Here is a 17,569-nt window from a genome sequence, read left to right on the forward strand (position 1 = left end):
ATAAAGGGTCATATTGAGAAAGCGTTTCAATCCCAAACGAATACGACCACTTAATGTTTTTCAACCATTAGCACATTATTCACATTATTCACATTAGCCCATTAGCCCACCAGCCCATTCAAAAAGAGAACTATGTGGTTTGCCATTTTGCTGTTGTTTCTTACCGTGCTGGGTGCCGGCTGGCTCACCCGGCTGGTACCAACGGCCCGCACTACCTGGATGAAGCCCCTGCTGGCATTCAGCGGCGCTTATCTGTTCACGCTCACCGTTACGCACCTGTTGCCCGAGGCATTGGCGCTGGCTCCCACCGCCACGCACCGCGTCGGCTACTACGTGCTGGCGGGTTTCTTCGGGCAGCTGATTCTGGAAGTGTTTTCGCAGGGAGTGGAGCACGGCCACGTCCACCACAATACGGCCCACGTGGGACGGGTACCGTTTATGCTGCTGTTTTCACTCGTGATCCACTCCTTTCTGGAAGGCAGTGTGCTGGTGAAAGCCCCCGCGGTGGGAGCCATGAGCCAGGATTTCTACGCCATCATGGCCGGAGTAGCCCTGCACCACATTCCGGCGGCCTTCGCCCTGATGGCGGCCTTGCTGCTCCGGCTGAATAGCTTCCAGCGGGCGCTGCCCTACCTCGTGCTGTTTGCGCTGGCCGCCCCGGCCGGGGTTATCGTCAGCAACTACGTGGTGCTGGAGCAGCTGCTGACCGGCGGCCTGTACGCCGCGCTGCTGGGTTTGGTGGCGGGGAATTTCCTGCACGTTTCGACCACCATTCTTTTCGAAACCAGCCCCGAGCACCACCTTAACTGGACTAAGCTGGCGGCCACGCTGGCCGGCTGCGCGCTGGCGCTGGCGATGGATATCATTTAGGCAAACGCTGCCCGCGACAGTTCCTGCGACTTACCCCCGTTGTGCCCTTCTTCGCTGATAGCAGCAGGTTAGTGTTAGTCGGGCCGTAGTGCGGCGAGCTGGTGGAACAGCGCTTTTTCCTGCTCGGTCAGGTGTTGCGGCAGGCTTAGCGTCAGGTTCAGGTACAGGTCGCCGATCTGCTCGGGGTGCTGGTAGCGCGGGAAGCCTTTGCCGCGCAGCCGTAGGCGGGTGCCATTGGCGGTGTCAGGCTTGAGCCTGATTTTGACCGGCCCCGACAGCGTATCCACTACCTGCTCGCCACCCAGCAGCGCTTTGTAGATGCTCACCGGCACGTCCATCGTCAGGTCGTCGCCGGTGCGGGTGTAGCGCGGGTCGGGCTGAATGCGCAGGGTGATGAAAAGGGAGCCATTGGGGCCGCCGTGGCGGCCGGGTCCACCCTGGTCGCGCAGCCGGATAGTTTGTCCGTCTTCCACCCCCGGCTTGATGGTGAGGCGCAGACTTTTGCCGTTCACCGTGAGTGTGCGTGGCCCCCCCTGAAACGCCTCAGCCAGCGTCAGCTCCAACTCGGCCTGGTAATCCGGCCCGGCTCCGGCCCGTTGGCCGCCAGGGGGGCGCTGCCCGCCGCCCATACCGCCGAAGATGGAGCTGAAAAAGTCGGAGAAGTCGGCCCCGCCGAACGGGTCGTTGCCGCCGCCGGCCCGGCCACCCTGGGAATATTGCGACCAGTCGAAGCCGCCGGCCGGGCCGCGCCCGCCGCCCTGCTGATAGCGCTGATAGTCGGCCCCGAGCTGGTCGTACTTGCGGCGCTTGTCGTCGTCGCTCAGCACCTCATTGGCTTCGTTTACCTCCTTGAATTTCTGCTCGGCTTTGGGGTCGCCCGGGTTCACGTCGGGGTGGTGCTGCCGGGCCAGCTTGCGGTAAGCCTTTTTGATCTGGTCGGTCGAGGCGGCTTTCTCCACGCCTAAAATCTTGTAGTAATCTTTGTAATCCACGGGGGGGAGCAGGTTGAGGGGAATGCTAAAGTAACAGGCCGCCGGTATACGATCCTGAAACCAGCTTACCGCTTAGGGAAAGGACAAGTACGCGAATTCACCATCCCGTATTCACAGGCCAGCCCAAGACGGGTGTTTTCGCTCCTGCCTGCGGACCTGAGCCAAGCGGTATTCAGCACTGGTAGCGGAGTGGAAAGGGGGCTGACCGGCGAAAACATTCCGTGAAAAATCTGTGTGCAGCCGCCGTCAACCCTGGTTTGCCCCCCTACGGCGGGTTCCGCGCACGTCGGGAAGCACAGCCCGAACTTTTATCGGGCATTTCGTATTTTACAGGCCTTCGCGCTTCCAATTCTCTCACTCCTCAATCCCACTCGCATGAAGTTGAAAGTTTCTCTTATTGCTGCGCTGGCGGTGGTTGGCGCCGGCCTGACGGTTCAGGCTCAAACCAAGCTCGCACCCCGCAGAACGGCTGCTCCCCGGCAAAAAATAGTCAGCCAAGGCGAGACCCTGAAGGATGGCCTCGTGATGAAAGAAGGCAAAGTGCTGTTCACCCGGCAGGGTCAGACCAACACCGTAACCCAGCCCGTTTTGCTCATCAACGGCACCAGAATCAAGGCCGATGGCACGGTGATTATGACCGATAGCTCGAAGGCCATGCTCAAGGAAGGAGACATGATTTCGCTCAGCGGCCGCATGACCACTATGGCCATGAAACTCGAACAGGACAGCCTGATGATGGTGGCTAAAAATGGTGGGGCCAAAAAAAGCAAGGTGAAGATCAAGAAGAAATAGGCGAACTCCCAAACGCTAAAAAAGCGGGGCCCGGATATTCATCCGGGCCCCGCTTTTTTAGCGTTTGATGTAATCCTGCCAGATAGCCTGCACCTCGGCCTCGTCGCGGGCTTCCACTATTTCATCAATCACGAACTGGACTTCGGCTTCCGACCAGCCTTCATCTTCGGCGGCCTGCACAAAGCTGCTGAGGGCGGCAAACCGGTCGCCCATAGCAGGTGGGGTCCATTGTACTTTCTTACGGATGCGCATAGCAGATACTGTTGAGAGGGAATGAAGCGGAGAAATACCCCGGCCGCCGGGCCGCTAGCGGCGGGGGGAAGTTGCGGCCTTGACTACCTTAAGCTGCACCGGGGCCACCCCCGCATCGATGATAGCAATCTTGCGGGCCGCCTTTTTAGAAAGATCAATGATGCGCCCCTTCGCGTGGGGGCCCCGGTCGTTGACGGTGACTTTTACCGATTTATGGTTGCGCGGGTTGGTGACGCGGACCACGGTGCCGAAGGGGAGGGTATTGTGGGCCGCCGTCAGCTTGTTGGCGCGGTATGCCACTCCGCTGGTCGTTTTGCGGCCCTCAAACTTGTCGGCGTAAAAAGAGGCCTGCCCCGTCTGGGTGAAAGCCCCCCGGCTGCCACAGCCGGTCAGCCACGTGGCCAACAAGAACAAAACGGTAAAACGAAGCAGCAGGGAAGTCATGGCCACGGAAAGGCTACTTGGCGGTTGTAGCGGGTTGGTCGGGAGCCGGAATGCGCAGGGCGAGCAGGCTTTCGAAGCTGCCCTGGTACACGTTGAAGTCAACCGCGCCCCGAATCCCGGGCACGTGGGCTTCGTCGCTGTGCTGCCAGATGATCCACCGCTCGCGGGCCAGCTGTGGGCTCTCGACCTCGTAGTGCGCCAGCCAGAGCGGATACTGATCGAAGTGCCCGGCCAGGTACCGTTTGTAGAAGCTGTAGTTGGAGTACAGGATGGGGCGTACGCCATAATGGCGTTCCACCAGCCGCAGCCAGGTGGCCACGTTGCGGCGCATCACGGCCACATCGTGGAACTGGGGCGCCTCCACGTCGAGCACCGGGGGCAGGTCGCCGGGGGCCCGGGGCACGGTACGCACGAACAGGTTGGCCTGCTGGGCGCCGTCGTAGTTCGGCTGGAAGTAGTGGTAGGCGCCGCGGTACACGCCGGCCTTACGAGCCGCCCGCCAGTTGGCGCTAAAGCGGGAGTCGCGCAGCGTGATGCCTTCGGTGGCTTTGATAAAGGCGAAGCGTACCCGGTGGCTGGCTACCACGGGCCAATCGATACGGCCCTGGTACGACGAGACGTCGATGCCGTGAACGGAGTAGCCCGTCAGTAGCGGCGTCTTTTCCCGGCCGGTAAGGTGGCCGACGGTAAAGGTGGCGTAAGCCCGCCGTACGTAGCGGTTGACCTGCCGGCGGTAGCGGCCGTAACCGATCAGCAGCACCACCGTCAGCAGCAGCGCGCCCAGGCCCAGCAGGCGGCGCCACGAGGCGAAGGGGCGGCGGGCAGCCGGGCGTTTGGGGGAATTCTTCAGCATAACCATCCCAAAGGTAACGCACAACAGGCCGCTCAACGTGCCTTGCCCGGCGTAAAGTGCGGCTCCGGGATGGAAAAGGGGCGCGTAAAATCTGCTTTAACCGGCTTTTGCCGACCTTTGACTTTCTTCACCTGCTTTATTTTCCCATGCCCAATCCTGCCGACGCCCGCGACGAATCCGGCCACCTTATCCGCGAACTGCACGGTATCACCCTGGCCCAGATCCTGGAATACCTGGTCGCCCGCTTCGGCTGGCCGGGGCTGGACGAGCAGATCCGCATCAACTGCTTCTCGGTGAATCCGAGCATCAACTCCAGCCTCACGTTTCTGCGGCGTACGCCCTGGGCCCGGGCCAAAGTAGAAGCGCTCTACGTGCAGACCCGAACGACCGAGCTGCTGGGGAAGCGGTGAAGTTGAGAGAGGTGAAATCGTGGGCTCCCTTTTCCAGTTATCCTTTCGGCACCCCTAAAGCGCTGATCCACCACTTTCCCTATGGCCGACGTCTCCCAAAAATCCGGTTTCCGGGCCCTGCTGGCGGGCCTGGGGTGCTTCCTCGTCTTTGAAGTAGCCGCCTACTACCTGCTGAAATTTGCTACCTCCGGGCTGGGAGTGTCGGACCAGTTTCAGCCCGAGAATACTATCGTGAGCAACTGGGTGAAAACGGTGGTATTTATGCTCCTGCACCTGATACTGGTAGTAGTAGCGGTGCTGGTGCTCAGCAACCGGCTGCCGCGACACTACCGCGGGCAGGTGATGGGCTGGTTTTACCTGTCGCTGTTCACCGGCTTTCTGTTGCTGATTCCGCTGTTTAGCTCCTGAGGCCGGCTCATAAAAAAAGCCACTGGGATGAGCAGTGGCTTGGGTGGAACAAACAATGCCGGTCGGCCCCGGCGATATATATCCTCGTAGCGAAGTAGGGTGCGGGGCTTGCCCCCGCCCGTCGTTGCCCGAAAGCGGTGACCTCCCACTTCACCACGAGGATAGGCAGGCAGCTGCTAGCGCTGCCGGATGGTGATTTCACGCTGCTGCGTGGTCGGATCTTTGTACGGAATCCGTACGCGCAGCTCGTTTCCGGCGTGTACTGCCTCAATCCGGCTCAGATCCAGGGTGAGGGGCAGCTCGATGGTCTGATTGAACAGGGGCGCTGCCAGCTTATCGTCGGCCTGGTGCCGGTACTCGCAGTACACCGTTAGGCTATTGTTGTTGAGCACTACGTGAAAATTCTCGGGCCGCACCGATGGGGCCGCTACCCGAATCACCAATCCCTTCTCGCCTTTATCGACGCGCATTACAGCTTGCGCCATGCCACCGCCCAAGGTATTGAACAGGTTAAGGTGCGGAGCGATATTACGAACGAAATCTTTGCTGATTAAATCCATGGCTTTTGATTCTCCTCTCTTGGTTTCAAAGCACATAAGGCAAATGCTGTACCAACATAGAACCGGCCGCGACTGGAAAGCATAGAAGCCATTATGTCCTGATAGGGCATCGGCGGGGCTTTTTGGGGAGACATTATGGCCGGAATTAGCAGGGGCAGCCCCGCAAAGCCGGGTAAAGTTGTCGGCTGATGAAGGTGCGCGGGCCACGGTTTCCGCCTACCTTCCCAAATGAAATCCACGGCTTCTTTCGATCTGCTCAAAGCTTCCGCCCGCGCGCCGCAGTCCATTTCTAAAGACGAAACCCGGCGCGAAACGGAGCGCATCCGGCAGGAGCTGGTAGGCTGGCAAAACCGCCTGTATGCCGAAAATAAGCGCAGCGTGCTGGTGATTCTGCAGGGGATGGATGCCAGCGGCAAGGACGGCCTGATCCGGCGGGTATTCAGTGGTCTCAACCCGCAGGGCGTGCGGGTGCAGTCGTTCAAAGCGCCCACGGATGAAGAACGGGCCCACGATTTTCTGTGGCGAATCCACGCCCACGCGCCCCGCCGCGGCATGATTCAGATATTCAACCGCTCCCACTACGAAGACGTGCTCATTGCCCGCGTGTCGGGCCTGGTGGGTACGCAGGACGCGCAGCAGCGCTTCACGGCCATTAATGCTTTCGAAAAGCTGTTGCAGCAGGCGGGCACTACCATCCTGAAGTTTTACCTCCACATTTCGGAAGAGGAACAGTACGAACGGCTGCAGGCGCGGGTGAACGACCCGACCAAGCACTGGAAATACGAAGCCGGCGATGCGGAAAAAGCCCGGCAGTGGCCCCGGTATCGCGCCGTATACGAGGATGTATTCAGGCAATGCAGCCCCAAAAGCTGCCCCTGGCACCTGGTGCCCGCCGATCAGAACTGGTACAAAGCTTACGTAGTAGCCCGGGCCCTGCGCGATGCGCTGGTGGGCATGAATCCTCAATATCCGGCTACCAAACAGCTGCGGCCGCGGTAAATTTTTAGCCGAAATCAATCGGCTTGCCGGGCGAGCAGCTCGTTCTGCCAGCGCAGTTCCTCTTCCCGGACCGGATAGGGTACTCCGTGGCGAATAGTCTGGTAAACTGCCTCAAACAGCCCACTATAGTTCCCGGTTGGCGTTGGGTAGGTGGTAGTGGTTTGTGCGTCGGCAGTGGCCCGCGTCAGCGTGCCGGCCCCGGCAGAATTTTCCCGGCCGTACTCCGGCGCCAGCGGCGACACACCCTGGAGCAGCTGCGCTTCCTGCACATCGCCACGGTTTTTAATGAAGCTTCCCTCGGTGCCGTGCAGCACAAACGCCGGTCCCGGCCCGGCAATGAGCAGGCCGCTGGTGACGAACACGTTCAGCCCCCCGGTATAGTGAAGGTGGTAAGTGAAGTAGTCGTCGACCCGGGAGCCGGGGCGGTAGCAGCCGGTCGTTTTACGGCTGCGCACCGGCCGGCCAAACAGGCTGAGCACCTGGTCGAGCAGGTGGGGCCCCAGGTCGTAGAGCAGGCCACTGCCGGGCACGGCGGTTTCCTTGAAGGTCTTGACATTCAGGGCGGGCTTGAAGCGGTCGAAGCGGAAGCTGACTTCGATGAGCCGACCCAGCTGCCCGCTGGCCACCACCTGCCGCACGGCCTGAAAGTCGCTGTCCCAGCGCCGGTTCTGGTAGGCCAGCAGCTGCTTTCCCGTTGTGCGGGCCAGGCTCCACAATTCCTCAAACTCCGCTACGGAGGTGGCCACGGGCTTTTCCAGCAGCACGTGCTTGCCGGCCCGCAGCGCCCGCCGGGCCAGGTCGGCATGCGTGTCGTTGGGCGTGTTGACGACTACCAGCTCGATAGCCGGATCCGCCAGCAGCTCGACCACCGAGTCGTAGCTGATAACTGCGGGGTACGTCTGCTGCGCCTGCTTGCGGCTCCGCTCCACCACGGCGCGGAATCCGAAGCCCGGGTGCGTAGTCAGAAAGGGGGCGTGAAAAACTTTGCCCGACATGCCATAGGCCAGCAGGCCGGTCTGAATCTGGGTGCTCATAGCAAAGGGAAGGGGAAATAGGGAAGGTGTCCGGCCAATGGGTGGTTACTTGCGACCAAACAGATAGCCTACCGAAACCTGTCCGCCGCGGTTGTGCAGGCCGCCGATGCCCAGCTGCTTCCGAAACGCCCGCTCTGCCGCGTCGTTGTTGATATCCGACAAGCCGTAATTCAGGCGCAGGTCGACGACGAGGCCCCCGGCTGTTTCCGCGCCTACCCCCCCTACGAGGGCTCCCTCCACTGATTTATAGGTGCGTTTGTTGCCCACCAGCAGCCCCAGCTGCGGCCCTACGTTTACATAGAACCTGCCACCGATGTACTGCCGCAGCAGCAGGGGCACATTAACGTAAGCGAGGTGGACGGTCTCGGTAGTAGTGGCCCCATTGGGGGAGGAGGGCGCTACTTCCAGCTTAGCCCCCTGGGAACTGAGCAGCGCTTCCACCTGCACGGTGAAGCCCTGGGCGGAGGGCTTCAGTCGCAGCATCGGCCCCATGACGAAGGAAGTGCGCGTGTGCGGAGTAGCATTGATGACTCCACTAAGCGTGGCAATGGAAGCCCCGGCCTTGAAGCCCAAGTGCGTGCCACCGTAAGTTTGTGCTTGGCTGGAGACAGCCGCACCTAGCAGCGCGGCGGCCAGAACAATTTTTTTCATGACGATAGGTTAAGAGTAACAATTACGGGCCGCAAGAAGACCTGTTTTAGCTTCCGATGGCACTATAACGTAGCCGGCAGGGCGAAATGCGGGTTCTGAATGATGCCGAACAGGTTAGCAAACGGATCCTGGGCCAACCCCGGCAGAACGCCGCCGCCCACGCCGTGCGCCGCCCCGCGTGGGCGTGGGCCCCGAGCGCCAGCCGCCGGTCGTAGGCCGCCTGAGCAGCGGGCCCGCCCCGGTAGGTAACCGGGCCCGCTGGCCCGGCCACTGCGCCATCGGGTATCAGCCCCGGCTCGTAGCCGCCCACGTTGAAGCCGATGTAAAACGACTCATCGAAACAGGGCTCCTGTTCCAGCACGGCGCAGTACCCGGCCCGGGCCTGGGGTAGATTACCAACCGGATACACAATAGTGCGCAAGCCTTGCCGCATAGGATGCGAGTGAAAGAGGTGAAGGAGGGGCTCAACCTACGAAAACCAGCCGGTAAAATCCCGCTGAAAGCGCCTTCGCCGGAAATGCTTTAATCGGCCAGCAGCTGTTGATTCCGTAGCCAGTCGAAAATCAGCTGGTCCACGGGCGACACTTCCGGACGGTGGCGGTAGGTGAGCCAGACCATTTCCTCGATTTCGGCGGCGGGCTGTAAAATGCCTTGATAGTGAGCGTAGTAGCACGTCATCCGCACAAGCAGGCCGGTGGGGTGGCCGTGGGCCTGGGCCTCGAAGGTGCCCACGTAGCGCAGGCTCGCCGGGTCGAGGTCTACGGTCAGCTCCTCCCGTATTTCGCGCCGCAGGGTCTGCTCGTCGGTTTCGCCGGCTTCGCGCTTGCCGCCGGGAATATAGTACCGGTCTTTGCCGTAGCTGCGGGTGCTCAGCAGCTGGCCGTCGGCGAGGTACAGCCAGGCAATTTTATCGATGCTGGTCATATCAGAAGGCGGGAGTGGAATGGGCCATGCGGCAAAGGTGCTAAACCCGGCGAGAACCAGCCCGAAGCATCCGGCAAACCCTGGGGCAGAAACCGGAGTTTACGTCAACTCCCGGGCGCAAATCAGTAACCGTTCCTAATCCCGTTTCATGTCCAGTCTATTTACCCCACTGACCCTACGCAGCCTGACGCTCCGGAATAGAATCGTCGTTTCGCCCATGTGCATGTACAGCAGCCAGGACGGATTTGCCAACGACTGGCACCTGGTCCACCTCGGCAGCCGGGCCGTGGGCGGGGCCGGCCTCGTTATCACCGAAGCCGCCGCCGTGTCGCCCGAAGGCCGCATCACCCCCGACGACCTGGGCATCTGGCAGGATGAGCATATTGAGGGCCTGCGGCGCATCACTTCCTTTATTCGGGAGCAGGGCGCGGTGGTGGGAATTCAGCTGGCCCACGCCGGCCGCAAAGCCAGCACCTATACGTCCTGGAAAGGGGCGGGGCGGGTGCCGGAGGCGGAGGGCGGCTGGCAAACCGTAGCGCCCAGCGCCGGGCCTTTTGCCGCCAACTATCCAATTCCCGTGGCGCTGGACGCGGCCGGGCTGAACAAAGTGGTGGCCGATTTCCGGGCCGCCGCCGGGCGGGCCCTGGCCGCGGGCTTCCAGCTGATTGAGCTGCACGCGGCTCACGGCTACCTGCTGCACGAGTTCCTGTCCCCGCTCAGCAACCAGCGGACCGACGCGTACGGCGGCTCCTTCGAAAACCGTATCCGGCTGCTGCTGGAAGTAGTAGCGGCTACCCGCGCCGTGTGGCCCGCCGAACTGCCGCTGCTGGTCCGCCTTTCGGCCACCGACTGGACTGCGGGCGGCTGGACCGCCGACGACTCCGTGGCCCTGGCCGCCATCCTGAAAACGAAGGGCGTGGACCTCATCGACTGCTCCAGTGGCGGCAACGTGCCCACGGCGGCCATTCCGGTCGGGCCATTGTACCAAGTGCCGTTTGCCGAGCGGCTGAAACGGGAAGCAGGCGTGCTTACCGGCGCCGTGGGCCTGATTACCACCGCCGCTGAGGCCGAAGCCATCCTGAGCAATGGTCAGGCCGACCTGGTGCTGCTGGCCCGCGAGTTGCTGCGCGACCCCTACTTCCCACTGCACGCGGCCCACGAGCTGGGTGAAGAAGTAGTATGGCCCGACCAGTACGTGCGCGCCCGGCCCCGCCGGCCCTGATACTGGCGCCGGCAGCGGACTGAATTACCGGCTGATTCTTCCGGGGGCGGGTGCTGGCTGGGCGGGGTAGGGGCCGAAAGAGTCGCGGGGCCGGCCGATGCAGCCTTTGCCCGCCGCCCTGGTCTTTACCAACCGTTGTTCAACTGACCCGGTTTGATTCTGTTTTTGCCTGGTTGAGCTGACCCTTCCGGTCTTTCGGCCCGCTGCCAGGGTGCCTGCCCAACCCGCGCCACCCCGCTACGCCTGAATCTGGTAGCTTTAGGCTGACGACGCGGGGCCTTTGCACCAACTTATTCGCCCTCTTTTCCCCACCCTTACCAACTCCTATGACCAGAAAAAATAACCTGCTGCTGGCCCTTAGTGCGGCCTCGGGCCTCACGCTGTGGGGCTGCGCCACCAGCAAAACCACCGCCCCGGCCACCACCGCCGTAACCCCGGCCGCCGTGAACCCCACGGCCCTGGCGAACGAGGCCCCGGTGCTGAAAGGCGTCGGCCTCGACATGGCTAATGCCGATAAGTCGGTGGCGCCCTGCGACAATTTCTTCCAGTATGCCTCCGGGACCTGGCTGAAGAACAACCCGATTCCGGCTGCCGAGTCGCGCTGGAGCTCCTGGAACCTGCTCATCAACCAGAACGAAGCCGTGATGCGGCAGATTCTGGATGATGCCGCCGCCAACCGCACGGCCACCAAGGGCAGCAACCGGCAAAAGGTGGGCGACTTCTACGCCACGGCCATGGACTCGGCCGCTATTGAAGCGGCCGGTCTGAAATACCTCAAGCCCGAGCTGGACCGCATTGCCGCCATCAAAGACCTGAAGGGGTTGCAACTGAACCTGAACCGGCATCGGGAGCTGCGCACGGGCTCCATATTCAGCCTGGGCGTCAACCAGGACCGCAAGAAAAGCACCGAATACGTCGTGTATATGTCGCAGAGTGGGTTGTCGATGCCCGACCGCGACTACTACCTCAAGGACGACGCGCGCTCCAAAACCGTGCGCGCCGCCTACGTGACCTACCTCACCAACACCTTCCGGCAGCTGGGCGACAATGCCGCCACGGCGCAGAAGAATGCCGCCACCGTGCTGCGCCTCGAAACGCGGCTGGCTAAGGCTTCCAAGGACCGCGTCGCGCTACGCGACCCGTACGCCAACTACAATAAGATGACCGTGGCTCAGGTCAGCCAGCAGTTTCCCAATCTGGCGGTACCTAATCTGCTAAAACAGGCCGGGCTGGCATCAGCCAAGGAGATAATCGTGGGGCAGCCGGAGTTTATGAAGGAAGCCAGCGCGGCCCTGAAAAGCGAGCCGCTCAACGACTGGAAAGCCTACCTGCGCTGGCACCTCGTATCGTCGGTGACCAATGCCCTGCCCAAAACTTACGTGGAGGAAAGCTTCAAATTCAACCAGGTGCTGACCGGCGCCAAGCAGCAGCAGCCCCGCTGGAAGCGGATGCTGCGCGCCACCGACGGCACGCTGGGTGAAGCCTTCGGCCAGCTCTACGTCGACAAGGCCTTCACGCCCGCTACCAAGCAAAAAGCGCTGGAGATGGTGAACAACATCCGCGAGTCGATGGGCGAGCATATCCAGCAGAGCGACTGGATGAGCGCGGCTACCAAGGAGGAAGCCCTGAAAAAGCTGAACGCCTTCGTCGTCAAGATCGGCTACCCCGACCAGTGGAAAGACTATTCGGCGCTGACCATCAGCCGCGAATCGTACCTGAAAAACGTATTGACGGCCCGCGAGTGGGAAACCGCCGATTATCTGAAGCGCTACGGTGGCCCCGTCCGCCGCGGCGACTGGGGCATGACGCCGCCCACGGTGAATGCCTACTACAATTCGTCGCTGAACGAAATCGTATTTCCGGCCGGCATCATGCAGCCCCCGTTTTTCGACCCCAAAGCTGATGATGCCGTGAACTACGGCGGCATGGGCGCCGTAATCGGCCACGAAATCACCCACGGCTTCGACGATAAGGGCCGGCAGTCAGACGCGGAGGGCAACCTGCGCGACTGGTGGACCAAGGAAGACACCGAGAAATTCACCCAGCGCGCCGACATGGTGGGGGCCCAGTACGATGCCTTCATGCCCCTGGATTCGGTGCACGTGAACGGCAAGCTCACGATGGGCGAAAACCTGGCTGACTTCGGCGGCCTGAGCCTGGCCTACTCGGCCCTGCAAAAGCAGCTGCAGAAGCAGTACGGCAGCAACCCGCGCCCGCTCTACGACGGCCTCACGCCCGAGCAGCGCTTCTTCCTGTCGTGGGCCCAGATCTGGCGCACCAATGCCCGTCCCGAGTACCTGCGCCAGCAGGTGCTGACCGACCCGCACTCCCCGGCTCAGTTCCGCACCAACGGCCCACTAATGAACATGCCCGAATTCTACGAGGCCTTCGGCTGCAAGGACGACGCTAAGATGGTGCGTGCGAAGAACCAGCGGGCTAAGATCTGGTAAGTACCCAACAAGAATTAGTTTGACCTATTTGGAACGTCATGCTGAGCTTGTCGAAGCATCTCTAACTAGTCGTTAAACGATTGGTTTAGTGTGCGGTAGAGATGCTTCGACAAGCTCAGCATGACGTTCTTTTTAATGCAAAACGATTTTCGCCACCTACTTAGGTGGGTTAATGTGCTGATGTGGGTTAATGTGCTGATGCGAAAATGTACTGAGGTGGAAATGGGCTGATGCAGTAATTTCTTGATGCGCTGCTTGGCGCGGTCCGACTGTAATACGGCCCTTTTTAGTATCTCACCAGCTCGTCGAAAAGGCGGTTCGCATTAGGCGGGCCGCCTTTTTTGGTGAGATGGGGAGTATAGCTGCCGGGCTGAGGCTTTCGTAAAGCCAGGGCTAAACCACTTCTCCTGCCATGCCGCTGCACCACCGGTTAGCCGAAAAGCGGAGCAAGATTTACGAGCCCTCCGCGCATATCGGGGACGTGTTCAAGGGGTACGATATCAGCTTCGTGACCAACGACCAGGGCGAACCGGTAACGCTGTTTATCGGGACGCGCCGCCCCGATGGGCTGATTGCCGGGGAGCGGTACGTGCGCACTATCAAGCGAGAAACCGCAAGCGCCAAAGTGCGGTCCAGCCACTGGGATCTGAAGGGCGTTACCCGCCGGTAAAGCCGGGCTGACAAGGCCGTCATCGGGTGCCGGCTGAACCATAAAACCCGCCCCGCGCAATGGCCCGCGGCGGCAAGATCCGGAGTGGGCAGAAATACGATCCGGAAGAAAGGCTGCGGTACGTGGGTACAGCAGCCTTTTTGTTGTCGTGAAAAAATAATTCCAGTCGCTGTACACCGGCAATTACGAAATGTTCGTAGTATTACGAAACAATCGTAGATACTATGGAACGACTCACCCAACCCGAGGAGGAAGCCATGCAGGTGCTCTGGCAGCAGGGCGGCGGCTTTATCAAGGACGTGCTGGAACGGCTGCCCGCTCCGGTGCCGCCCTACACCACGCTGGCTTCCACCATCCGCAACCTGGAGCGCAAGGGCTACCTGCGGGCCGAAAAGCTCGGCAACTCCTACCGCTTTGCCCCCCTGATACCGGCCGAGGACTACCGGCAGAAGTTCATGAGCACGTTCGTGAGCGACTATTTCCGCAACTCCTACAAGGAGCTGGTTTCCTTCTTCGCCAAAGAAGAGAAAATCAGCGCCGCCGAGCTGCAGGAAATCATTCGGATGATTGAGGACGGTAAAACCAAATAGCTATGTCGACGCTGCTGCTGTATCTGCTGAAGGCCAATGTGGCCCTGGTGCTGTTCTGGGCCGTGTACTGGCTGGGGCTGCGCCGGCTTACCTTCTACACCCTGAACCGTGGCTTTCTGCTCCTGGCCATCGGCTTCGCGGCCCTCAGCCCGCTGGTGCCGTTGGAAAGCCTGCTAAGTCCGGTTGCCCCGCTCACCGGGGTCGTGTACCAGCTCACTCCCGACTGGACGGCACTGGCCCGGCCGGCGGCCCCGGCGGGCTTCGACTGGGCGTACTGGCTGGCCGTAGCCTACTGGACCGGAGTGCTGGCCTTTCTGCTGCGGCTGGCCGGGCAGTTTGGGGCCCTGTACCAGCTGCACCGGAGCTCGGGGCCGGCGTATCTGGGCGGGCAGCGGTTCCGGCGCGTGGCGGGGGCCGTGAATCCCTTCTCGTTCTGGCAAACCATCTACCTGAATCCCGAGCAGCACCCGGCGGCCGAGCTGCCCGCCATCGTGGAGCACGAGCAGGTGCACGTGCGGCAGTGGCACACCCTGGACGTGCTGCTGGCCCAGGTGCAGCAGGCCTTCTATTGGTTCAATCCGGGCGCGTGGCTGCTGCGGCGGGCCATCCTGGAAAACCTGGAATTCATTACCGACCGGGCCGTGCTGCAAGCCGGGCTGCTCGACAGCAAAGCCTATCAGTACAGTCTGGTCAAGCTTAGTGCGTTGGTGCCGGGGTCGGCGCTGGCGAATCATTTCACCTTTCTTATCCTCAAAAACCGCATTATGATGATGAACAAGCCCCAATCCTCGCCCCTGCACCTGGCCAAGTACGCCCTCGTGCTCCCGCTGGCCGCCCTCACCATGGCCTTCACTGGCTCCCGCCCCGCCGCCCCGGTTGCGCCTGCCACGCCAGCCGGCATGCTGGCCGACGATCCGCTGTACTTCCTGGATGGTCAGCCGGTGAGCAAGGCTGTCGTGGATAAGCTGGACCCCAAAACCATTGAGTCGATGAACATGCTCAAGGGAGAATCGGCCCGGGCGTTCGGCAGCCCGGCTACTAGCGAAGTCATTATTCTGACCACCAAAAAGAACAAGGACTCAGCGGCGGTAAAGGCGTTCAACGAGAAATACAATATCACCTACCGGATGCCCACGGCGGCTGAGCGAAAGCAGCAACTGGATAAGCTGGCGGGCAAGCTCGTTTTCATGGATGGCCAGGAAATCACCACTGAGCAGCTCCAGCAGATTCCGCCCGACCAGATCGAGGTCATGAACGTGTACAAGGGCGAGGAAGCGGTGAAGAAGTTCGGCGAAAAAGCCCGCAACGGCGCCATCGAGCTGAAGATGAAGCCGAAGAAAGGTGGCCCCACCGGCTAGGTCCCCACGGAAAAAGCGGCTACTGCCCGGCAAACCGAAAGCCCGGCGCCCATCAGTGCCCTGCCCCCCGCAGCCCTGGCCCATATCACCAAAACCTACCCCGGCTACCGCCTTATCGGCGTAACGGAGCAGCCGGAACAGGGCCGCCGGCAGCGGCACTACAAAGCCCGGATTGCCAGCGGCCGCCGGCCCCAGTTCGTGGTATTCGATTCGCAGGGGAAAGCAGAATAGCCAGTTGGCTCAGGTAGTATAGTCACTTATGGATAGTTAGGACTGACCGCGGGAAGCCCGCGCCGGTCGGATGATTACACTTGCTAAATCCTTTAAGACTTACGCAAAATGCTTTCACGCAGTGTTTCGCAGTGTTAAACCGCAGTGTTTCGCAGTGTTTAACGTCCTCGCACTGCGAAACACTGCGGTTTAACACTGCGAAACACTGCGTGAAATGGCACCAGGAGGGTTTTGCGTAAGTCCTTATAAAAAAGCAGCCCCCGTTGTCGGGCTGCTTTTGCGTGGGCGGACCGGCAGTGGGTTGCGGACGTCCGCCGGCGTCGTTTGGGGAGCTTCCGGCGCTACCTTTGGAATCCGAAACTGCCACCTGCTACTCCTGCCTCCGTGAAGCCCCGCCGCCAACCCCGCCTGCCGCGCAAGCCCGATAACTTCCCTGCCGGGCAGGTGTTTGACCGCTGGAATGCGGAGCAGCTGCGGCGGCACGGCCGCGAGTTTGAGCAGTGTCACTTCATCGGCGGCGACTTCGCGGGGGCTGATCTGAGCAACCTGCTGTTCGTTGACTGCCTCTTTGAGCGGTGCAATCTGGCCTCGGCCTCGCTGGCGGGTACGAGCCTGCAAAACGTGGCCTTCGACGCCTGTAAGCTGTCGGGGGTGCAGTTCACGGCGTGCCGCGACATGCTGTTCGGCGTCCATTTCGACCAGTGCCAGATGCCCTACACCTCGTTCTACGGCCGCAAAATGCCGGCCACGCGCTTCCGCGGCTGCCTGCTCACGGAGGCGGACTTTGCCAGCGCTGACCTGACCGCGGCCGTCTTCCACGAGTGCCGCCTGGCCGGTGCCCTGTTTGACAACACTCAGCTCACCAGCGCCGACTTCACTACCGCCACTGACTTCCACATCGACCCCGAACTCAACCGGGTGCACCGGGCCCGCTTCGCGCTGGCCGGGCTGCCGGGGCTGCTGGGCAAGTATGAGCTGGGGATAGAGTAAAGGCCCCGGCACTTGGCAACCGGTGAGGTAGAGCAGTGTCGGATATAGTGCCGAAACGGGTGAGGCATCTGTTCAGTTCGGATAAGACCCCGGAGCGCCGCCGGGTTGCGAACCAGGGCTTATTCTCTCCCCGCCTCTCGCTATGGCTGCCGCCGCCGCCGCCGAATTTCTACGCGCTGCCTATCGGCCTGACCCGAATATTGTGGCGCGCCGCTCCAGCGTTACTGCACGCCGTCGTCACCGGACCGGCACACGTTCCACCCAGCGCCGATCAGAGCCAGCCTTTCGGCATTGCTTTCTTCAGCGACGAGGGAGACGCTATTGCTTGGCGGCGTCGATAACGTACTACCTGACTACACCGCGGAAATAAAGCTGGACCGCGTTGAAGCCGTGGGTCATTTGCTTCCATTGCTACCCTGCCCTCTACGCTTGAGTTTTCAGTGCCGCGTGTTCAATAAAAATTTGGCCACCGCCACAAGGGGTGGATCAAACGCATGATTCCACGCTTCAAAGTTAAGGTACTATTTTGATATTTATCTATGGTAATATTATTTGCCAACGGCTGAGTGTACACAAAGAACAAAAAAATTACATCTATAGATAAGGCAATAAAATGATACAATATTCAGTTTGACATTTATTTTATAAAAATTGAATATTTCTCATACAAAGCCTTTACCTTAGTTGAGCGTAGAGTCCGGATCGAATGGTAAGCCCCATTCCTTGTTCGCTACCTGAAGGCCTACTCCTGCTTAAGTCTTTTCTATGTTCAGACTACTACTGTTGTTTTGCGCATTGATAATCCTCGTCGATGTACAGCCAGGAATGGCCGGGCCTCCCGGCAGTTTCTTTTTTCGGTCAAAAGTGCG

Annotated in this window: 20 protein-coding genes; 11 read left to right on the forward strand and 9 right to left on the reverse strand. The window is 60.8% G+C overall.

Features of this window, described 5'->3' with window-relative positions:
* Positions 1 to 132: 132 nt before the first annotated feature.
* A complete protein-coding gene (locus ABD833_RS16220; RefSeq protein WP_345074399.1) occupies positions 133 to 870 on the forward strand; it encodes a ZIP family metal transporter in 738 nt (245 codons plus the stop codon).
* A 74-nt stretch (positions 871 to 944) separates the two neighbouring features.
* Here the strand turns inward: ABD833_RS16220 and ABD833_RS16225 are convergent, their stop codons facing one another.
* The gene (locus ABD833_RS16225) at positions 945 to 1,862 is read right to left on the reverse strand and encodes a DnaJ C-terminal domain-containing protein (protein ID WP_345074400.1); all 918 of its coding nucleotides are present in this window, start codon (positions 1,860 to 1,862) and stop codon (positions 945 to 947) included.
* A gap of 375 nt (positions 1,863 to 2,237) precedes the next feature.
* Between ABD833_RS16225 and ABD833_RS16230 the strand changes: the two genes are divergently transcribed.
* The gene (locus ABD833_RS16230) at positions 2,238 to 2,654 is read left to right on the forward strand and encodes a DUF6799 domain-containing protein (protein ID WP_345074402.1); all 417 of its coding nucleotides are present in this window, start codon (positions 2,238 to 2,240) and stop codon (positions 2,652 to 2,654) included.
* 57 nt (positions 2,655 to 2,711) lie between these two features.
* On the opposite strand, the gene ABD833_RS16235 is transcribed toward ABD833_RS16230, so the two are convergent.
* The 3 genes from ABD833_RS16235 to ABD833_RS16245 are packed head-to-tail and all read right to left on the reverse strand — an operon-like array spanning position 2,712 to position 4,203.
* Entirely contained in the window at positions 2,712 to 2,906 is a 195-nt protein-coding gene (locus ABD833_RS16235) for a hypothetical protein (protein WP_345074403.1), read from the reverse strand.
* A 54-nt stretch (positions 2,907 to 2,960) separates the two neighbouring features.
* Positions 2,961 to 3,350: a septal ring lytic transglycosylase RlpA family protein gene (locus tag ABD833_RS16240; RefSeq protein WP_345074404.1), complete on the reverse strand. Its 390-nt coding sequence runs from the start codon at positions 3,348 to 3,350 to the stop codon at positions 2,961 to 2,963.
* A gap of 13 nt (positions 3,351 to 3,363) precedes the next feature.
* Positions 3,364 to 4,203: a glycoside hydrolase family 25 protein gene (locus ABD833_RS16245; RefSeq protein ID WP_345074405.1), complete on the reverse strand. Its 840-nt coding sequence runs from the start codon at positions 4,201 to 4,203 to the stop codon at positions 3,364 to 3,366.
* A 146-nt stretch (positions 4,204 to 4,349) separates the two neighbouring features.
* On the opposite strand from ABD833_RS16245, the gene ABD833_RS16250 reads away from it, so the two are divergent.
* Positions 4,350 to 4,613: a VF530 family protein gene (locus ABD833_RS16250; RefSeq protein ID WP_345074407.1), complete on the forward strand. Its 264-nt coding sequence runs from the start codon at positions 4,350 to 4,352 to the stop codon at positions 4,611 to 4,613.
* A gap of 81 nt (positions 4,614 to 4,694) precedes the next feature.
* The gene (locus ABD833_RS16255) at positions 4,695 to 5,021 is read left to right on the forward strand and encodes a hypothetical protein (RefSeq protein WP_345074408.1); all 327 of its coding nucleotides are present in this window, start codon (positions 4,695 to 4,697) and stop codon (positions 5,019 to 5,021) included.
* 176 nt (positions 5,022 to 5,197) lie between these two features.
* On the opposite strand, the gene ABD833_RS16260 is transcribed toward ABD833_RS16255, so the two are convergent.
* Positions 5,198 to 5,506: an Hsp20/alpha crystallin family protein gene (locus ABD833_RS16260; RefSeq protein ID WP_345074409.1), complete on the reverse strand. Its 309-nt coding sequence runs from the start codon at positions 5,504 to 5,506 to the stop codon at positions 5,198 to 5,200.
* Positions 5,507 to 5,809: 303 nt separating this feature from the next.
* On the opposite strand from ABD833_RS16260, the gene ABD833_RS16265 reads away from it, so the two are divergent.
* Positions 5,810 to 6,580, forward strand: coding sequence for a PPK2 family polyphosphate kinase (locus ABD833_RS16265; RefSeq protein ID WP_345074411.1), 771 nt, complete (start codon positions 5,810 to 5,812; stop codon positions 6,578 to 6,580).
* Between the two features lie 14 nt (positions 6,581 to 6,594).
* Here the strand turns inward: ABD833_RS16265 and ABD833_RS16270 are convergent, their stop codons facing one another.
* The 4 genes from ABD833_RS16270 to ABD833_RS16285 all read right to left on the reverse strand — a co-directional run bounded on the left by ABD833_RS16270 (position 6,595) and on the right by ABD833_RS16285 (position 9,189).
* Entirely contained in the window at positions 6,595 to 7,614 is a 1,020-nt protein-coding gene (locus ABD833_RS16270) for a Gfo/Idh/MocA family oxidoreductase (protein WP_345074412.1), read from the reverse strand.
* A 45-nt stretch (positions 7,615 to 7,659) separates the two neighbouring features.
* Positions 7,660 to 8,265, reverse strand: coding sequence for a porin family protein (locus ABD833_RS16275; protein WP_345074413.1), 606 nt, complete (start codon positions 8,263 to 8,265; stop codon positions 7,660 to 7,662).
* 46 nt (positions 8,266 to 8,311) lie between these two features.
* Positions 8,312 to 8,698 (reverse strand): hypothetical protein, encoded by a 387-nt coding sequence (locus tag ABD833_RS16280; protein WP_345074414.1) that lies wholly within the window; start codon positions 8,696 to 8,698, stop codon positions 8,312 to 8,314.
* A gap of 89 nt (positions 8,699 to 8,787) precedes the next feature.
* Complete coding sequence (locus ABD833_RS16285) at positions 8,788 to 9,189, reverse strand: NUDIX hydrolase (RefSeq protein ID WP_345074417.1); 402 nt, start codon at positions 9,187 to 9,189, stop codon at positions 8,788 to 8,790.
* Positions 9,190 to 9,337: 148 nt separating this feature from the next.
* Between ABD833_RS16285 and namA the strand changes: the two genes are divergently transcribed.
* The 6 genes from namA (at position 9,338) to ABD833_RS16315 (ending at position 16,700) form a co-directional block, all read left to right on the forward strand.
* On the forward strand, positions 9,338 to 10,411 hold the full coding sequence (gene namA / locus ABD833_RS16290) for an NADPH dehydrogenase NamA (RefSeq protein WP_345074419.1): 1,074 nt from the start codon (positions 9,338 to 9,340) through the stop codon (positions 10,409 to 10,411).
* A gap of 326 nt (positions 10,412 to 10,737) precedes the next feature.
* Positions 10,738 to 12,861, forward strand: a complete 2,124-nt coding sequence (locus tag ABD833_RS16295) for a M13 family metallopeptidase (RefSeq protein ID WP_345074420.1) — start codon at positions 10,738 to 10,740, stop codon at positions 12,859 to 12,861.
* Between the two features lie 412 nt (positions 12,862 to 13,273).
* Positions 13,274 to 13,531, forward strand: a complete 258-nt coding sequence (locus ABD833_RS16300; RefSeq protein WP_345074422.1) for a hypothetical protein — start codon at positions 13,274 to 13,276, stop codon at positions 13,529 to 13,531.
* Between the two features lie 224 nt (positions 13,532 to 13,755).
* Positions 13,756 to 14,121: a BlaI/MecI/CopY family transcriptional regulator gene (locus ABD833_RS16305; RefSeq protein ID WP_345074423.1), complete on the forward strand. Its 366-nt coding sequence runs from the start codon at positions 13,756 to 13,758 to the stop codon at positions 14,119 to 14,121.
* A 2-nt stretch (positions 14,122 to 14,123) separates the two neighbouring features.
* A complete protein-coding gene (locus ABD833_RS16310; protein ID WP_345074425.1) occupies positions 14,124 to 15,479 on the forward strand; it encodes a M56 family metallopeptidase in 1,356 nt (451 codons plus the stop codon).
* A gap of 615 nt (positions 15,480 to 16,094) precedes the next feature.
* A complete protein-coding gene (locus ABD833_RS16315) occupies positions 16,095 to 16,700 on the forward strand; it encodes a pentapeptide repeat-containing protein (RefSeq protein ID WP_345074427.1) in 606 nt (201 codons plus the stop codon).
* Positions 16,701 to 17,569 lie beyond the last annotated feature (869 nt).

This window comes from Hymenobacter fastidiosus, from assembly GCF_039539565.1.
GTDB lineage: Bacteria > Bacteroidota > Bacteroidia > Cytophagales > Hymenobacteraceae > Hymenobacter > Hymenobacter fastidiosus.